Genomic DNA, 15932 nt, shown 5'->3' on the forward strand with positions numbered 1-15932 from the left:
GGAAATTCTCAGAAACAACACAAACAGGGCGGGCATTATACGCTCGGTCATTCCCTGCTCAAACCAGTTTTTTTACCAGCGCCTCGCTGTGGCGAATGCGTTCCGGAGCCCGCTCCAGATCCTGCTGAACCAGCGCCATAAACAGCAGGTCGGTCAGCATCATCTGCGCGCTGGTGGAGGAGATGGCCGCGCTGCGGGTGGCCTGCTCTTCGGCAATGGTGTACAGACAGCGGGTGGCCCGCTGCTGCAGGGCATTGGGGGTAAAGCCGGTGATAGCCAGAATTTTCCCGCCCACGCGCAGGGCTTCATCGGCGGCCAGGTTAATCTCCCGGCGCTCGCCGGTATAGGAGATAGCCAGCAGCAGATCGTCAGGTGCCATCGCCTGCACGGTAGCCAGCAGGGCGTGCATATCCTGTTCGACAATGGCGATCAGGCCGATCTTGTTCAGCTTCCAGCCAAAATTACGTGCCACCAGGCCTGAAGCGCCGATCCCGGTGAGGATCACCCGCCGTGCCGCGTGCAGCATGGCGACGCTTTCCAGCAGTTTCTCTTCGCTGTTGACGTCCAGCGTGGCGTGCATCGCTGCGACGTTCTCCTTGATCAGCTTTTCCCCCACCAGACGCATCGGATCGTCGCCGCGGATCTGGTTGTGCACCGGCATGGATTGCGGATTCGGGTTGCTGGCCAGGGCTTCGCTCAGCGCCAGTTTTAGCGCCGGAAAGCCTTTAAAACCAATTTTTTGCGCGAACTTAACCACGCTGGACTGGCTCACGCCCGCCTCGCTTGCCAGCTGCTGGGAGCTGAGATGGCGGGCACGGTCGGGTTGGGTGAGTAAAAAGTCCGCCAGTTTTTTATCGCTCTGGGCAAAGCCGGCGTAGCGCTGGCGGATTCGAATTAAACAGTTCATAAGGACTCCTGGCGAAATGTGATGACTGCAGCAAATGCGAATTCTGCTCGCCTGAATGAATTTTATATTCCATTATAATGCGACTATTATGAATTAAAAATTCTTGAGGCACAAAAAAATGAATCTCGGCTCACTGGTATCAGAATCCCGCAATCCACAAACCCTGGATCTCGACGCGCTCTCCACGCTTGACCTGGTTAATCGCTTTAACCAACAGGATACGCTGGTCGCGCAGGCAGTGAAAGAGACATTGCCCGAGGTGGCAAAAGCCGTGGATGCGGCAGCCGACGCGCTGAAGGCGGGCGGGCGCATCATCTACATGGGGGCGGGCACCAGCGGGCGTCTTGGGGTGCTGGACGCCTCAGAATGTCCGCCGACCTTTGGCGTGCCGCATGGCCTTGTCATCGGCCTGATTGCCGGGGGGCCGGGGGCGCTGCTGAAGGCGGTGGAAGGGGCCGAAGACAGTAAGGAGCTCGGTGAAGAGGATCTCAAAGCCCTCAACCTGACCGCGCAGGATCTGGTGGTCGGGCTGGCGGCCTCCGGACGCACGCCGTACGTGATTGGCGGCCTCGAGTATGCGAACCAGACCGGCTGCACCACCGTGGCGATCTCCTGTAATCCGGGCTCACCCATTGCCCAGGTTGCCACCATCGCCATCTCGCCGGTTGTCGGCCCGGAGGCGCTGACCGGCTCCACTCGTCTGAAATCCGGCACTGCGCAAAAGCTGGTGCTGAACATGATCTCCACTGGCGCGATGGTGAAGTTTGGCAAGGTCTACCAGAACCTGATGGTGGACATGAAAGCCACCAACGTGAAGCTTATCGACCGGGCCTGCCGCATGGTGGTGGAAGCCACCGGTACCACGCGGGAAGAGGCGGAAGAGGTCTTGAAACAGACCGGATATGACGTCAAACCGGCCATTCTGATGATCTTAAGCGGGCTGGATGCCGCGGCGGCGCGCGCCAGACTCGACGCGCATCAGGGATTCTTACGTGCGGCATTAGAGAACTAAAAGAGGCGTACATGGAAAAAACAGCAGCTCTCGCCAGCGATATCCTTGCGGGTATTGGCGGGGAGAACAATATCCGGCGTCTGGAAAACTGCATGACGCGGGTCCGGGTGGAAGTTCAGGATGATAACAAGCTCGATCTGGCGCGGCTGAAAAAACTGCCCGGGGTCAGCGGCTATGTGAAGCAGGGGGAGCAGCATCAGCTGATCGTCGGCCCCGGCAAGGCTGCGCAGGTGGTGGATGCCATGCGTTCGCTGATGGGCGGGGCGGTGATGGATGACGCCGAGCGCACCAAAGCCCAGGTGAAGGCCAAATACAAAGCCCCGATGAGCGACGCATTGCGCCAGCTGGCCAACGTCTTTATTCCGCTGATCCCGGCCTTTATTGCCTCGGGGCTGATCACCGGGATCATCAATATCCTGAAACGCCCGGACATTGTCGGTGACTTCGCGACCCACTATCCCAATCTGCTGGGGATCCTCGGCATTTTCGGCAGCGCGGTCTTTGCCATCATGAACATTCTGGTGGGGGTTAACACCGCCAAAGTGTTCGGCGGCTCGCTGGCAATGGGCGGGGTGATGGCGGGGATCCTCTCCAGCCCACAGCTGGCGCAGATCACCCTGTTTGGTGAAGCGCTGCAGCCGGGGCGGGGCGGGGTGATCGCCGTGCTGCTGGTGGTGGTGTTGATGTGCTGGATCGAGAAACGGCTGCGCAATATCCTGCCGGGCTCGCTGGAGCTGATCTTCAATCCGCTGCTGACCACCTTAATCACCGGCAGCGTGGCGATTATCGCCCTGCAGCCGCTGGGGGGCGTGATCTCCGAATCCATCGCCCACGGTGCCTCCTGGGCTATCGATCGCGGAGGATTCCTGGTGGGCGGGGTTCTCTCGGGCACCTTCCTGCCGCTGGTATTGACCGGCTTACATCAGGGCCTGGTGCCAATCCACGTTGAGCTGGTGCAGGCCCATGGTTACAACGCGCTGTTGCCTATTCTGGCGATGGCCGGTGTCGGACAGATCGGCGCGGCGATTGCGGTGCTGATGAAAACCCGTAATGAACGCCTGAAAAAGGTCATCAAAGGGGCGCTGCCGGTCGGGCTGCTGGGGATCGGTGAACCGCTGATCTTCGGCGTCACCCTGCCGCTGGGCAAGCCGTTTATCGGCGCCTGTCTTGGCGGCGCGGTCGGCGGGGCGCTCATCAGTTACTGGAAAGTGGCAACCGTTATCACCTTTGGTATTTCCGGATTACCGCTGGCATTAACCATCGTGACCGGAAAAGTCATGCTCTATCTGTTAGGCTATCTGGTAGCGGTGATCGCCGGGTTCCTGTTTACCTGGCTGTTAGGGTTCAACGATCCAGAGGAGTAAGGTTTGGTCAATCACGAGCGTCGCGTAGTCTTTTTCGATCTGGACGGAACGCTGCATCAGCAGGATATGTTCGGCACCTTTATGCGCTATTTGCTGCGCCGACAGCCCCTGAATGCCCTGCTCGTGTTACCCCTGCTTCCCATCATCGGCGGCGCGTTGCTGATTAAAGGCCGCGCCGCCCGCTGGCCGATGAGCCTGCTGCTGTGGGGCTGCACCTTCGGTCACAGCGAAGCGCGGCTCAAACAGCTGGAGAAAGAGTTTGTCACCTGGTTTCGCGGGCATGTCACCGCCTTCCCGGTGGTGCAGGAGCGGCTCACCAACTACCTCAACGCCAACGATGCTGACATCTGGCTGATCACCGGCTCGCCGCAGCCGCTGGTCGAGCAGGTCTATTTCGATACCCCCTGGCTGCCGCGCGTCAACCTGATTGCCACTCAGATGGGGCGCGCGTACGGTGGCTGGGTGCTGACCATGCGCTGCCTCGGCCACGAGAAGGTGGTGCAGCTGGAGAAAAAAATCGGCACCCCGCTGCGGCTCTACAGCGGCTACAGCGACAGCAAGCAGGACAACCCCCTCCTTTACTTCTGCCAGCACCGCTGGCGCGTCACGCCCCTTGGTGAACTTCAGCAACTGGAATGATTTTGTGATTATGCATAGCGGGTGTGTATAATGCGCCCGCTTTTCAGACTGGAGTATGCTGCGTTGTCCGACCTTGAACTCAATCATGAATACTGGATGCGCCATGCGCTCCAGCTTGCCAAACGCGCCTGGGAAGAGGGTGAAGTCCCGGTGGGCGCCGTGCTGGTCCACAATAACCAGGTGATTGGCGAAGGCTGGAACCGCCCGATTGGGCGTCACGACCCGACCGCCCATGCCGAAATCATGGCCCTGCGCCAGGGCGGAATGGTGCTGCAAAACTACCGCCTGCTGGACACCACGCTCTACGTTACCCTCGAACCCTGCGTCATGTGCTCCGGTGCCATGATCCACAGCCGGATCGGCACGGTGGTGTTTGGTGCGCGGGATGAAAAAACCGGGGCGGCAGGTTCGCTGCTGGACGTGCTCAGACATCCCGGCATGAACCATCAGGTCAATGTGTTGGGAGGGGTGCTGGCACCAGCGTGTTCGGAGATGCTAAGTGAGTTCTTTCGAATGCGGCGTCAGCAGAAAAAGAGACAAAAGGCAGAATTGAAGTTATCGGGCGAGTAAGCTCATCCGGCGATACTACCGGATAACTTTGCGCCAGCTGCTGTGCCGCCTGCGCCTCTCTCTCTTTCTCCATCAGATACCCCACCAGGCTTATCTGGTATTTGCGGATATTCTCCACGTAGGTGTACGCCTCGTGGCCGCGCGCATAGCCATAGGTTAACTTGCTGTAATACGGCTTCTGACTCAGCAGCGGCAGGCGCTGTTTGACGTCAGACCAGCTGTCGGGATTGCCTTTGGTTTTTGCCGTCAGGGCGCGGGCATCAATCATATGGGCGTATCCCATGTTGTAGGCCGCCAGCGCAAACCAGATCCGTTCCTCTTCCGGCACCGTCTCCGGCACCTTAGCCATCATATCCTGCAGATAACGTGCGCCACCGCTGATGCTCTGCTCGGCATCGGTGCGGTCGGTCAGGCCCAGGCTCTGGGCGGTGTTTTTGGTCAGCATCATCAGGCCGCGCACGCCGGTAGGTGAGGTAGCCTGTGCGTCCCAGTGCGACTCCTGATACGAGATAGCGGCCAGCAGACGCCAGTCAATCTCCTGCGCATATTTCTCAAACAGCGGCTTCAGATCCGGCAGCACGTTATCCACGGCGCGCAGGAAGCTGCGGGTATCGACATAGTCAAAGTCATCCCCGTGGCCGAGGTATTTCTCCTCCAGCCGCGCAAGGGTGCCGTCCTCATTCATCCCGTTGAAGAAATCGAGCATCGCGGCAGAGAGCGTCTGGTCGGCATCAAGGGGGCTGAACCAGGTGACGGGCTGCTCGTCAGTGACGTCCAGCGCCACCGCCAGCTCCGGGTGGACACGCTGGAACAGGCTAATGGCCACCGAATCAGCGATGGTGTAAGGCAGTTTGCCGTCGGTGACCTGCTCCAGCAGCGCCGTGGTGCCCTGCTTCTCATCCACCGTCCAGTTGAGGTTAGGGTACTTCTTCTCTTTCAGCGCCCGCAGGTCGTCGATTACCACATGCCCCGGTGCGACGGTGAGCTGTTCTGCTGTCAGACCGGCAAGGGTGCGCGGGCGCAGGCTGCCCACGCGATAGACCAGCTGCTGTGAGACAGAGTAATAGGTGGGGCCCGGCTGATAGTTCTTGCTACGTTCGCTGTTATAGACCAGCCCGGCGGCCAGCAAATCGGCATCGCCATTATCCAGGTCGTCAAACAGCTGACTGATGTTCTGGCGTACGGTCACTTTGAGCTTTACGCCCAGGTAGTCTGCAAAGTGCTGCGCCAGTTCGTAATCCAGGCCAATCACTTTATTGTTGATCGCGCTATAGGTCAGCGGTGAGGACAAGGTACTGACGCGCAGCTCCCCCCGCGCCTGAATAGCGGCGATGCGGTTTTCGGCTTTGCTGAACCAGGGGATTGAAGGCCACAGGGCCGCTGCCAGCAGCAAGGTCACTATGCCGATGAACAGATAATTAATCTTTAATTTTTTCAATAAGTTGATTCTATGTGCTGTGTATTGTTCTGGTTTATGTGGGCCATAGTAAAAACAAGTATTACCAAAGATTTCGCGGCATTTTGCGCAAAGTAACGCCACTTGGCAACTTATTAGCGGGAGCTGCAACATCTCCTGCTAAATGACAACGTCGATTTTATTACGACGCAAACGGTTTCGTCGGCGCGCAGGATCCACTATAATGGCGCCCGTTTTCCCCCCTTGCGCACACTGTAAGCGCCTCCGGCGCTTCGAAGACGAGAGACTTATGATGGAAATTCTGCGTGGTTCGCCTGCACTGTCTGCCTTCCGTATCAACAAACTGCTGGCACGTTTTCAGGCGGCCGACCTTCCGGTAAGCAATATTTACGCTGAGTATGTCCATTTTGCTGACCTGAATGCTCCCTTAACGGCAGAGGATTTAGTCCGGCTTGAGCGCCTGCTGAAGTACGGCCCAAGCCTGAGCAGCCATACCCCGAACGGTAAACTTCTGCTGGTTACGCCTCGTCCGGGCACCATCTCCCCCTGGTCTTCTAAAGCAACCGACATCGCCCGCAACTGTGGTCTGAGCCAGATTGATCGTCTGGAGCGCGGCGTGGCGTATTACGTTGAAGCCTCCACTCTGACCGACGCCCAGTGGGCCGTTGTGGCAAGCGAACTGCACGACCGCATGATGGAGAGCGTGTTTGCCTCTCTGGATGACGCACAGCAGCTCTTCTCCCACCATCAGCCTGCGCCAGTCCAGAGCGTGGACCTGCTGGGTGAGGGCCGTCAGGCGCTGATTGACGCCAACCTGCGTCTGGGCCTGGCGCTTGCCGAAGATGAAATCGACTACCTGCAGGACGCGTTCGTTAAGCTGAACCGCAACCCGAACGACATCGAACTTTATATGTTCGCGCAGGCCAACTCCGAACACTGCCGCCATAAGATTTTCAACGCTGACTGGGTTATCGACGGCGAGCAGCAGCCGAAGTCGCTGTTCAAAATGATCAAAAACACCATGGAGAAAACCCCTGACCACGTGCTGTCTGCATACAAAGACAACGCCGCGGTAATGGAAGGTTCCGAGGTGGGCCGCTTCTTCGCCGATCGCGAAGCAGGGCGCTATGACTTCCACCAGGAGCCTGCGCATATCCTGATGAAAGTCGAAACGCATAACCACCCGACGGCGATCTCGCCATGGCCGGGTGCCGCAACCGGCTCCGGCGGCGAAATCCGTGACGAAGGTGCCACCGGACGCGGGGCTAAACCAAAAGCGGGGCTGGTGGGCTTCTCCGTCTCCAACCTGCGTATCCCGGGCTTTGAACAGCCGTGGGAAGAGGACTTCGGTAAGCCGGAGCGCATTGTTACCGCCCTGGACATCATGACCGACGGCCCGCTGGGCGGCGCGGCATTTAACAACGAATTTGGTCGTCCGGCCCTGAACGGTTACTTCCGTACCTACGAAGAGAAAGTGGACAGCCACAACGGCGAAGAGCTGCGCGGCTACCACAAACCGATCATGCTGGCGGGCGGGATCGGCAACATCCGCGCCGATCACGTGCAAAAAGGCGAGATCGTCGTCGGTGCTAAGCTGATCGTGCTGGGTGGCCCGGCGATGAACATCGGCCTGGGCGGCGGGGCGGCTTCGTCGATGGCCTCCGGTCAGTCTGATGCGGATCTCGATTTTGCCTCCGTACAGCGCGACAACCCGGAGATGGAACGTCGTTGCCAGGAGGTGATCGACCGCTGCTGGCAGCTGGGCGATGCCAACCCAATTCTCTTTATTCACGACGTGGGCGCGGGCGGTCTCTCCAACGCCATGCCGGAGCTGGTGAGCGATGGCAACCGCGGCGGCCGCTTCAACCTGCGCGACATCCTGAGCGATGAGCCAGGCATGAGCCCGCTGGAGATCTGGTGTAACGAATCCCAGGAGCGCTACGTGCTGGCCGTTGCACCGGATCAGCTGCCGCTGTTCGACGAGCTGTGCCGCCGCGAACGTGCGCCGTACGCGGTGATCGGTGAAGCCACCGAAGAGATGCATCTCTCCTTAAGCGATACCCACTTTGACAACCAGCCGATCGATCTGCCGCTGGACGTGCTGCTGGGCAAAACGCCGAAGATGACCCGCGACGTACAGACCCGTAAAGCCAGCGGCAAAGCCCTCGACCTGCAGGGTGTGACCGTTGCCGAGGCGGTTAACCGCGTTCTGCATCTGCCGGCCGTGGCGGAAAAAACTTTCCTCGTCACCATCGGCGACCGCACCGTGACCGGCATGGTTGCCCGCGATCAGATGGTAGGTCCGTGGCAGGTGCCGGTGGCGAACTGCGCGGTAACCACCGCCAGCCTCGACAGCTACTACGGTGAAGCGATGGCCTTGGGCGAACGTTCCCCGGTTGCGCTGCTGGACTTCGCGGCCTCTGCCCGCCTGGCGGTGGGTGAAGCGCTGACCAACATCGCCGCCACCCAGATTGGCGATATCAAACGCATCAAGCTCTCCGCCAACTGGATGGCCGCAGCCGGTCACCCGGGCGAAGACGCCGGGCTGTATGAAGCGGTGAAAGCGGTGGGGGAAGAACTCTGCCCGGCGCTGGGCCTGACCATTCCGGTGGGCAAAGACTCCATGTCGATGAAAACCCGCTGGCAGGAAGGCAGCGAGCAGCGTGAGATGACCTCGCCGCTGTCGCTGGTGATCACCGCCTTCGCTCGCGTGGAAGATGTGCGTCACACCATCACCCCGCAGCTTTCCACCGAAGACAACGCCCTGCTGCTGATTGACCTGGGTAAAGGTCATAACGCGCTGGGTGCCACCGCGCTGGCACAGGTTTACCGCCAGCTGGGCGACAAGGCTGCTGACGTGCGCGACGTGGCGCAGCTGAAAGGGTTCTACGACGCCATTCAGGCGCTGGTAGCCCAACGTAAACTGCTGGCCTACCACGACCGTTCCGACGGCGGCCTGCTGGTTACCCTGGCCGAGATGGCCTTCACCGGCCACTGCGGCGTGGAAGCCAACATTGCCAGCCTGGGCGACGATCGTCTGGCGGCGCTGTTCAACGAAGAGCTGGGTGCTGTGATTCAGGTACGTGCGGCCGATCGCGAAGCGGTGGAAGCGCTGCTGGCCCAGCACGGTCTGGGCGACTGCGTACACTACCTGGGTAAAGCGGTGACCGGGGATCGCTTTGTTATCGAGGCCAACGGTCAGACCGTCTTTGCCGAAAGCCGCTCTACGCTGCGCATGTGGTGGGCAGAAACCACCTGGCAGATGCAGCGTCTGCGCGACAACCCGGCGTGTGCCGATCAGGAGCACGAGGCGAAAGCTAACGACCAGGATCCGGGCCTGAACGTGAAGCTGTCGTTCGACATCAATGAAGACATTGCCGCACCGTATATCGCGAAGGGTGCCCGTCCGAAAGTCGCGGTTCTGCGCGAGCAGGGCGTGAACTCCCACGTGGAGATGGCGGCCGCCTTCCACCGTGCGGGCTTCGATGCCATCGACGTCCATATGAGCGACCTGCTGGCAGGCCGTACCGGTCTGGCCGATTTCCAGGCGCTGGTGGCGTGCGGCGGCTTCTCTTACGGTGACGTGTTGGGTGCGGGCGAGGGCTGGGCGAAATCCATCCTCTTTAACGACCGCGTTCGCGACGAGTTCGAAACCTTCTTCCACCGTCCGCAGACTCTGGCCCTGGGCGTCTGCAACGGCTGCCAGATGATGTCGAACCTGCGCGAGCTGATCCCGGGCAGCGAAGCCTGGCCGCGCTTTGTGCGTAACCAGTCCGATCGCTTCGAAGCGCGTTTCAGCCTGGTGGAAGTGACCCAGAGCCCTTCTCTGCTGCTGCAGGGCATGGTGGGTTCCCAAATGCCAATTGCGGTATCTCACGGTGAAGGGCAGGTGGAAGTACGTAACGCCGCGCATCTGGCGGAGCTGGAGAGCAAAGGTCTGGTGGCGCTGCGCTTTGTCGATAACTTCGGTAAAGTCACGCAAACCTATCCGGCGAACCCGAACGGTTCAGCCAATGGCATCACCGCAGTGACCAGCGAAAGCGGTCGCGTTACGGTGATGATGCCGCACCCTGAGCGCGTATTCCGTACCGTCAGCAACTCCTGGCACCCGGAGAACTGGGGCGAGGATAGCCCGTGGATGCGTATCTTCCGCAACGCGCGTAAGCAGTTGGGTTAAGAGATCGTTGTTGTGCCCGGTGGCGCTTCGCTTACCGGGCCTACAAAGCCGAGTGAGGTTTTGTAGGCCGGGCAAACGCAGTGCCGCCCGGCAATTCCCCAGTGTCGCAAATGTGCGACAACCCTCACATTGTTATGTCGCCAATTGGCGACATTTAACCTGTTGATTTTTATAGTACGCAGAATAACCCTGCAAAGGTGTTGCTAATAAGCGACAGATAGCCTGAAAATCATCCCATCCGAAATTACCGCTGGTATCTATAAAAAATCATATAAATTAACACTTTAATATTTTTATTTGCATTATGGCACATCTGTTGCATAATAGTAGCCAGTGGCTCATTCACCCTCTTATGTCAGCCCCTTCGGGACGCGCTACATAAACTTCGAATGACGCACAAAAAGGTGCCTGCCGTCCAACTGCTGATCATAGCTCTGCTTTATCAGACCCGGGGCGAAACGTCGAGTTAGGCACCGCCTCATTCCATAACAAAGCCGGGTTTTTAACCCGGCTTTGTTGTATCTGAAGGGCTGTCCAGCTAGCATCCTCTTACCCCCTCGCAAAAAAGAGTAATGCGTTGAAACGCTGGTCTGTTTTCCCTCGCTCCTTGCGACAGTTAGTCATGATGGCATTCCTGCTGATCCTGCTGCCTTTGCTGGTCCTGGCATGGCAGGCATGGCAGAGCCTGAACGCCCTCAGCGCCCAGGCAGCGCTCACCAACCGTACCACCCTGATTGATGCCCGCCGCAGCGAGGCGATGACCAATGCCGCGCTGGAGATGGAGCGCAGCTACCGGCAGTATTGCGTGCTCGACGACAGGACGCTGGCAAACGTGTATCAAAATCAGCGTAAGCGCTACAGCGAAATGCTTGATGCCCATGCAGGGGTGTTGCCGGACGACAAGCTGTATCAGGCGTTGCGTCAGGATATCAATGCGCTGGCGCAGTTGCAGTGCCTCAACAGCGGCCCCGATACGATGTCCGCCCTCCGGCTGGAGGCCTTCGCCAACGCCAATACCGAAATGGTCCAGGCGACCCGGGCGGTGATCTTCTCCCGCGGGCAGCAGCTCCAGCAGGAGATTGCCGAGCGCGGCCAGTTCTTTGGCTGGCAGGCGCTGGTGCTGTTTCTGGTTAGCCTGGTGCTGGTCCTGCTCTTCACCCGCATGATCATCGGCCCGGTGAAGGGTATTGAGCGGATGATCAACCGGCTGGGGGAGGGGCGCTCGCTGGGCAATACCGTGGTCTTTACCGGCCCGCGCGAGTTGCGCTCGGTCGGACAACGCATCATCTGGCTCTCCGAACGGCTGGCGTGGCTCGAATCCCAGCGTCATCAGTTTTTACGCCACATCTCCCATGAACTGAAAACCCCGCTCGCCAGCATGCGCGAGGGAACCGAGCTGCTGGCCGATGAGGTCGCCGGGCCGCTGACGCCTGAGCAAGGAGAAATTGTTGAGATCCTCGATGCCAGCAGCCGTAATCTGCAAAAGCTGATTGAGCAACTGCTCGACTACAACCGCAAACTGGCCGACGGGATACCCGAGCTGGAGCGGGTGGAGCTTGCACCGCTGGTGGATTTGGTGCTCTCCGCCCACAGCCTGCCTGCGCGGGCTAAAATGATGCATACTGAACTGGCACTTTCGACGCCCGCCTGTTTAGCCGAACCTATGCTGCTGATGAGCGTGCTGGATAATCTTTATTCCAACGCGGTGCACTATGGCATTGAATCCGGTACCATTTATATTCGCAGTTTTACGCACGGCTCGCGTGTCTGTATCGATGTCGCTAACACCGGAAACCCGATCCCCGACGATGAAAAAACGATGATCTTCGAACCCTTTTTCCAGGGTAGTCATCAACGCAAAGGGGCGGTTAAGGGAAGCGGTCTGGGGCTGAGCATCGCCCGCGACTGCATTCGTCGTATGCAGGGAGAGCTTAATCTTGTCACTGACGACCGTACCGATGTCTGTTTTCGCATCGAACTGCCGCTTGAGTCGGAAAAATCACTGAAATGAATCTAAGTCTGGTGAGTATGTCACACGTCTTTTCCCGCGCCATTAACGCGGTATTTTCCGGCCACTTTATCCGCCTGAGCCTTCCCTGCCTGCTGCTGGCCGGATGCGTCACCCACGCGCCGACGCCTGCCATCAGCGACAAGCAGGATGAAAAATTGCCTGAACATCAGCTGGCGGACTTCCTTTCTACCGACTGCAATAATATCTGGCAGCTGCATGGTCAGGAAACCGACAGCAACCCGCTCTACTGGCTGCGCGGCATGGACTGTGCGGATCGCCTCTCACCCGCCGCCGCGCGTGCAGAGGCGCGGACCTGGAGCGATGACACCTGGCAGGAGAGCTTTAAACGCGGGCTCCTGCTGGCAAATGCCAAAATTAACCCGGTGGAGCGGCGGGTGTTGACCACCCGGCTGGATGCGCTGAGCCCGCAGATCCCGGCCCAGGTGCGCCCGCTCTATCAGCTATGGCGACACGGGCAGGTGCTGCAGCTGCAGCTGGCGGAGGAGCGTTCACGCTACGGCAAGTTACAGCAGACGACCGACGGTGAGCTGGATAACCTGCGCCAGCAGCAGCAATATTTACGCTCGCAGCTGGACACCACTACCCGGAAGCTGGAAAACCTGACCGATATTGAACGGCAACTCTCCACCCGTAAGCCGGTCAGCAACTATCTGCCGGATGCGCCAAAGAGTGCGACGCCGCCCGCTGACGGCGACGCGGCGGATACCCCGAAACAAGAGGACGGAAAGCCATGACAAGCCGAAAACCTGCGCATCTTTTGCTGGTGGATGACGACCCCGGCTTGCTGAAGCTGCTGGGCATGCGTCTGGTAAGCGAGGGCTACAGCGTGGTGACTGCCGAAAGCGGTCAGGAAGGGCTGAAGGTGCTGGGGCGCGAGAAGGTCGATCTGGTCATCAGCGATCTGCGGATGGATGAGATGGACGGCATGCAGCTGTTTACCGAGATCCAGAAGCTGCAACCCGGTATGCCGGTGATTATCCTCACCGCCCACGGCTCAATCCCGGATGCCGTGGCGGCCACCCAGCAGGGGGTCTTTAGCTTCCTCACCAAGCCGGTGGACAAAGACGCGCTCTATAAGGCGATCGACGATGCGCTGGAGCACGCCGCGCCGTCAGGCGATGAGACGTGGCGGGAGACGATTGTCACCCGCAGTCCGATCATGCTGCGGCTGCTGGAGCAGGCGCGGATGGTGGCGCAGTCCGACGTCAGCGTGCTGATTAACGGCCAGAGCGGCACCGGGAAAGAGATCCTCGCCCAGGCGATCCACAACGCCAGCCCGCGCGGCAAAAACGCCTTTATCGCCATCAACTGCGGGGCGCTGCCCGAGCAACTGCTGGAGTCGGAGCTGTTTGGGCACGCGCGCGGGGCCTTTACCGGCGCGGTCAGCAGCCGGGAAGGGCTCTTCCAGGCCGCAGAAGGCGGTACGCTGTTCCTCGATGAAATTGGCGATATGCCGGCACCGCTGCAGGTCAAACTGCTGCGCGTGCTGCAGGAGCGCAAGGTCAGGCCGCTCGGCAGCAACCGCGATATCGACATCAACGTGCGCATTATCTCCGCCACTCACCGGGATCTGCCCAAGGCGATGGCGCGCAACGAGTTTCGTGAAGACCTGTTCTATCGCCTCAACGTCGTCAACCTGAAGATCCCGGCGCTGGCGGAGCGGGCGGAAGATATTCCGCTGCTGGCGACGCAGCTGCTGCGCCAGTCCGCCGAGCGGCATAAGCCGTTTGTGCGGGCTTTCTCCACCGATGCCATGAAGCGGCTGATGACCGCCAGCTGGCCCGGTAACGTGCGCCAGCTGGTGAACGTGATTGAGCAGTGCGTGGCGCTCACCTCCTCGCCGGTGATCGGCGATGCGCTGGTGGACCAGGCGCTGGAGGGGGAAAATACCGCTCTGCCGACCTTCGTCGAGGCCCGCAATCAGTTTGAGCTCAACTATCTGCGTAAATTACTGCAGATCACCAAAGGTAACGTGACCCATGCGGCGCGCATGGCCGGACGTAACCGCACCGAGTTTTATAAGCTGCTGTCGCGCCATGAGCTGGAAGCAAACGATTTTAAAGAGTGATACCCTAAAATCCGCCTGAATATGATACTGTGAGCAACCGATTACGAGGCAGCTGACAGGCATAAGTTTAAGGACCACCATGAAAAAGATTGATGCGATTATTAAACCTTTCAAACTGGATGATGTACGCGAAGCGCTGGCGGAAGTCGGCATCACCGGCATGACGGTGACAGAGGTGAAAGGCTTTGGTCGTCAGAAGGGCCACACTGAACTGTACCGTGGCGCGGAATACATGGTTGATTTCCTGCCGAAGGTAAAAATTGAAATCGTGGTGTCGGACGACATCGTGGAGACCTGCGTGGATACCATTATCCGCACCGCGCAGACCGGCAAAATCGGTGACGGCAAGATCTTCGTCTTTGACGTGTCGCGCGTGATCCGTATCCGTACCGGCGAAGAAGACGACGCCGCGATTTAACGCCGGACTTCAACCCGTAGGCCCGCGCAAGCGCAGCGCCGCCGGGCAAAAAAAAAGCCCCTCGTGAGAGGGGCTTTTTGCATTACAGCACCTTATGCGGGCCGAAGCATTCGTAATGAATATTATCTTTATTCACGCCCAGCTCAAGGAGCTGCGCCGCGGCGTACTGCATAAAGGCTACCGGGCCACAGACGTAGAACTGCATCTCCGGTGCGTGGAACTGCTCTTTATGCTGGCTTAACGCCATCAGACCTTCGCTGTCGAAGCGTGCTGCGGCACGGTCGTCATCCGACGGCAGGCGATACCAGGTGTGGGCGGTAAAGTGCGGCAGACCGGCAGCCAGCGTTTTCACTTCATCAGAAAACGCATGTACTTCGCCATTCTCTGCGGCGTGGAACCAGTTAACCTGCGCCTGATGCTGCGATTTCGCCAGGGTATCCAGCATCGCCAGCATCGGGGTCTGACCGACACCGGCGGAGATCAGCGTCACCGGAGTATTGGCATCCACCGCCATAAAGAAATCGCCCGCTGGCGCGGCCAGATGCACCACATCACCGACGCTAGCTTCGTCGTGCAGCCAGGTGGAGACCTGACCACCGTCCTCGCGTTTCACCGCAATGCGGTAGCCTTTTCCGTTTGGCTTACGGGTCAGGGAGTACTGGCGGATCTCCTGATGCGGGAAGCCTTCCGGCTTCAGCCACACGCCCAGGTACTGGCCCGGCTGGTAATCGGCCACCGGCTGGCCGTCCACCGGCTCAAATTCAAAGCTGGTAATCAGCGCGCTGCGCGGGGTTTTTTCCACGATACGGAACGCACGCGTACCTTCCCATCCACCACTCTTGCTGGCGTTTTCGCTGTAGATCTGCGCTTCACGGTTGATAAAGACGTTAGCCAGCACGCCGTAGGCTTTGCCCCATGCGTCCAGCACTTCCTGACCCGGGCTGAACATCTCATCCAGGGTGGCCAGCAGATGGCTGCCAACAATGTTGTACTGCTCGGGTTTGATCTGGAAGCTGGTGTGTTTCTGGGCGATTTTTTCCACCGCTGGCAGCAGCGCCGGCAGGTTCTCGATGTTGCTGGCGTACGCGGCAATGGCGTTAAATAACGCTTCGCGCTGGTCGCCGTTGCGCTGGTTGCTCATGTTGAAAATCTCTTTGAGCTCCGGGTTGTGCGCGAACATGCGATCGTAAAAATGGGCGGTAAGTTTAGGACCGGTTTCGACCAGCAGGGGAATAGTGGCTTTAACGGTAGCGATGGTTTGAGCGTCTAACATAGCAGCTTCCTTCAAATGTTACTTTAATGATGTATTTTAGATGCATCTTATAAAA

The 15932-nt window shown here is 59.1% G+C and carries 12 protein-coding genes; 9 read left to right on the forward strand and 3 right to left on the reverse strand.

Annotation, left to right across the window (positions count from 1 at the left end):
* Nucleotides 1-58: 58 nt before the first annotated feature.
* Complete coding sequence (locus tag LRS40_RS12945) at nucleotides 59-907, reverse strand: MurR/RpiR family transcriptional regulator (protein ID WP_142486731.1); 849 nt, start codon at nucleotides 905-907, stop codon at nucleotides 59-61.
* A 118-nt stretch (nucleotides 908-1025) separates the two neighbouring features.
* On the opposite strand from LRS40_RS12945, the gene murQ reads away from it, so the two are divergent.
* Genes murQ through tadA form a run of 4 tightly spaced genes read left to right on the forward strand, consistent with a single transcriptional unit; the run spans nucleotide 1026 to nucleotide 4492 of the window.
* Complete coding sequence (gene murQ / locus LRS40_RS12950; RefSeq protein ID WP_142486730.1) at nucleotides 1026-1919, forward strand: N-acetylmuramic acid 6-phosphate etherase; 894 nt, start codon at nucleotides 1026-1028, stop codon at nucleotides 1917-1919.
* A gap of 11 nt (nucleotides 1920-1930) precedes the next feature.
* The gene (locus tag LRS40_RS12955) at nucleotides 1931-3283 is read left to right on the forward strand and encodes a PTS transporter subunit EIIC (RefSeq protein ID WP_231313852.1); all 1353 of its coding nucleotides are present in this window, start codon (nucleotides 1931-1933) and stop codon (nucleotides 3281-3283) included.
* 3 nt (nucleotides 3284-3286) lie between these two features.
* Nucleotides 3287-3922 carry a phosphatidylglycerophosphatase C gene (yfhb, locus tag LRS40_RS12960; RefSeq protein WP_142486728.1) on the forward strand — a complete coding sequence of 212 codons (636 nt, stop codon included), beginning with the start codon at nucleotides 3287-3289 and terminating at the stop codon, nucleotides 3920-3922.
* Nucleotides 3923-3952: 30 nt separating this feature from the next.
* The gene (gene tadA, locus LRS40_RS12965; RefSeq protein ID WP_231313853.1) at nucleotides 3953-4492 is read left to right on the forward strand and encodes a tRNA adenosine(34) deaminase TadA; all 540 of its coding nucleotides are present in this window, start codon (nucleotides 3953-3955) and stop codon (nucleotides 4490-4492) included.
* Here tadA and mltF read toward each other — a convergent pair.
* Nucleotides 4374-5930, reverse strand: coding sequence for a membrane-bound lytic murein transglycosylase MltF (gene mltF / locus LRS40_RS12970; protein WP_231313854.1), 1557 nt, complete (start codon nucleotides 5928-5930; stop codon nucleotides 4374-4376). The two genes, tadA and mltF, sit on opposite strands and share 119 nt — an antisense overlap.
* A gap of 268 nt (nucleotides 5931-6198) precedes the next feature.
* Between mltF and purL the strand changes: the two genes are divergently transcribed.
* The 5 genes from purL to glnB all read left to right on the forward strand — a co-directional run bounded on the left by purL (nucleotide 6199) and on the right by glnB (nucleotide 14604).
* Nucleotides 6199-10086: a phosphoribosylformylglycinamidine synthase gene (gene purL, locus LRS40_RS12975; RefSeq protein ID WP_231313855.1), complete on the forward strand. Its 3888-nt coding sequence runs from the start codon at nucleotides 6199-6201 to the stop codon at nucleotides 10084-10086.
* 577 nt (nucleotides 10087-10663) lie between these two features.
* The gene (gene qseE / locus LRS40_RS12980) at nucleotides 10664-12097 is read left to right on the forward strand and encodes a two component system sensor histidine kinase QseE/GlrK (RefSeq protein ID WP_231313856.1); all 1434 of its coding nucleotides are present in this window, start codon (nucleotides 10664-10666) and stop codon (nucleotides 12095-12097) included.
* On the forward strand, nucleotides 12094-12852 hold the full coding sequence (qseG, locus tag LRS40_RS12985; protein ID WP_156264361.1) for a two-component system QseEF-associated lipoprotein QseG: 759 nt from the start codon (nucleotides 12094-12096) through the stop codon (nucleotides 12850-12852). Before qseE ends, qseG begins: the two co-directional genes overlap by 4 nt.
* Nucleotides 12849-14186, forward strand: coding sequence for a two-component system response regulator GlrR (glrR, locus tag LRS40_RS12990; RefSeq protein WP_156264360.1), 1338 nt, complete (start codon nucleotides 12849-12851; stop codon nucleotides 14184-14186). Before qseG ends, glrR begins: the two co-directional genes overlap by 4 nt.
* Before the next feature lie 79 nt (nucleotides 14187-14265).
* A complete protein-coding gene (gene glnB, locus LRS40_RS12995; protein WP_039029746.1) occupies nucleotides 14266-14604 on the forward strand; it encodes a nitrogen regulatory protein P-II in 339 nt (112 codons plus the stop codon).
* Nucleotides 14605-14686: 82 nt separating this feature from the next.
* Here the strand turns inward: glnB and hmpA are convergent, their stop codons facing one another.
* Nucleotides 14687-15877 carry an NO-inducible flavohemoprotein gene (gene hmpA, locus LRS40_RS13000; RefSeq protein WP_156264359.1) on the reverse strand — a complete coding sequence of 397 codons (1191 nt, stop codon included), beginning with the start codon at nucleotides 15875-15877 and terminating at the stop codon, nucleotides 14687-14689.
* Between the last annotated feature and the right edge of the window lie 55 nt (nucleotides 15878-15932).

This window comes from Leclercia sp. G3L (genome assembly GCF_021117075.1).
GTDB classification, from domain to species: Bacteria; Pseudomonadota; Gammaproteobacteria; order Enterobacterales; family Enterobacteriaceae; genus Enterobacter; species Enterobacter adecarboxylatus_C.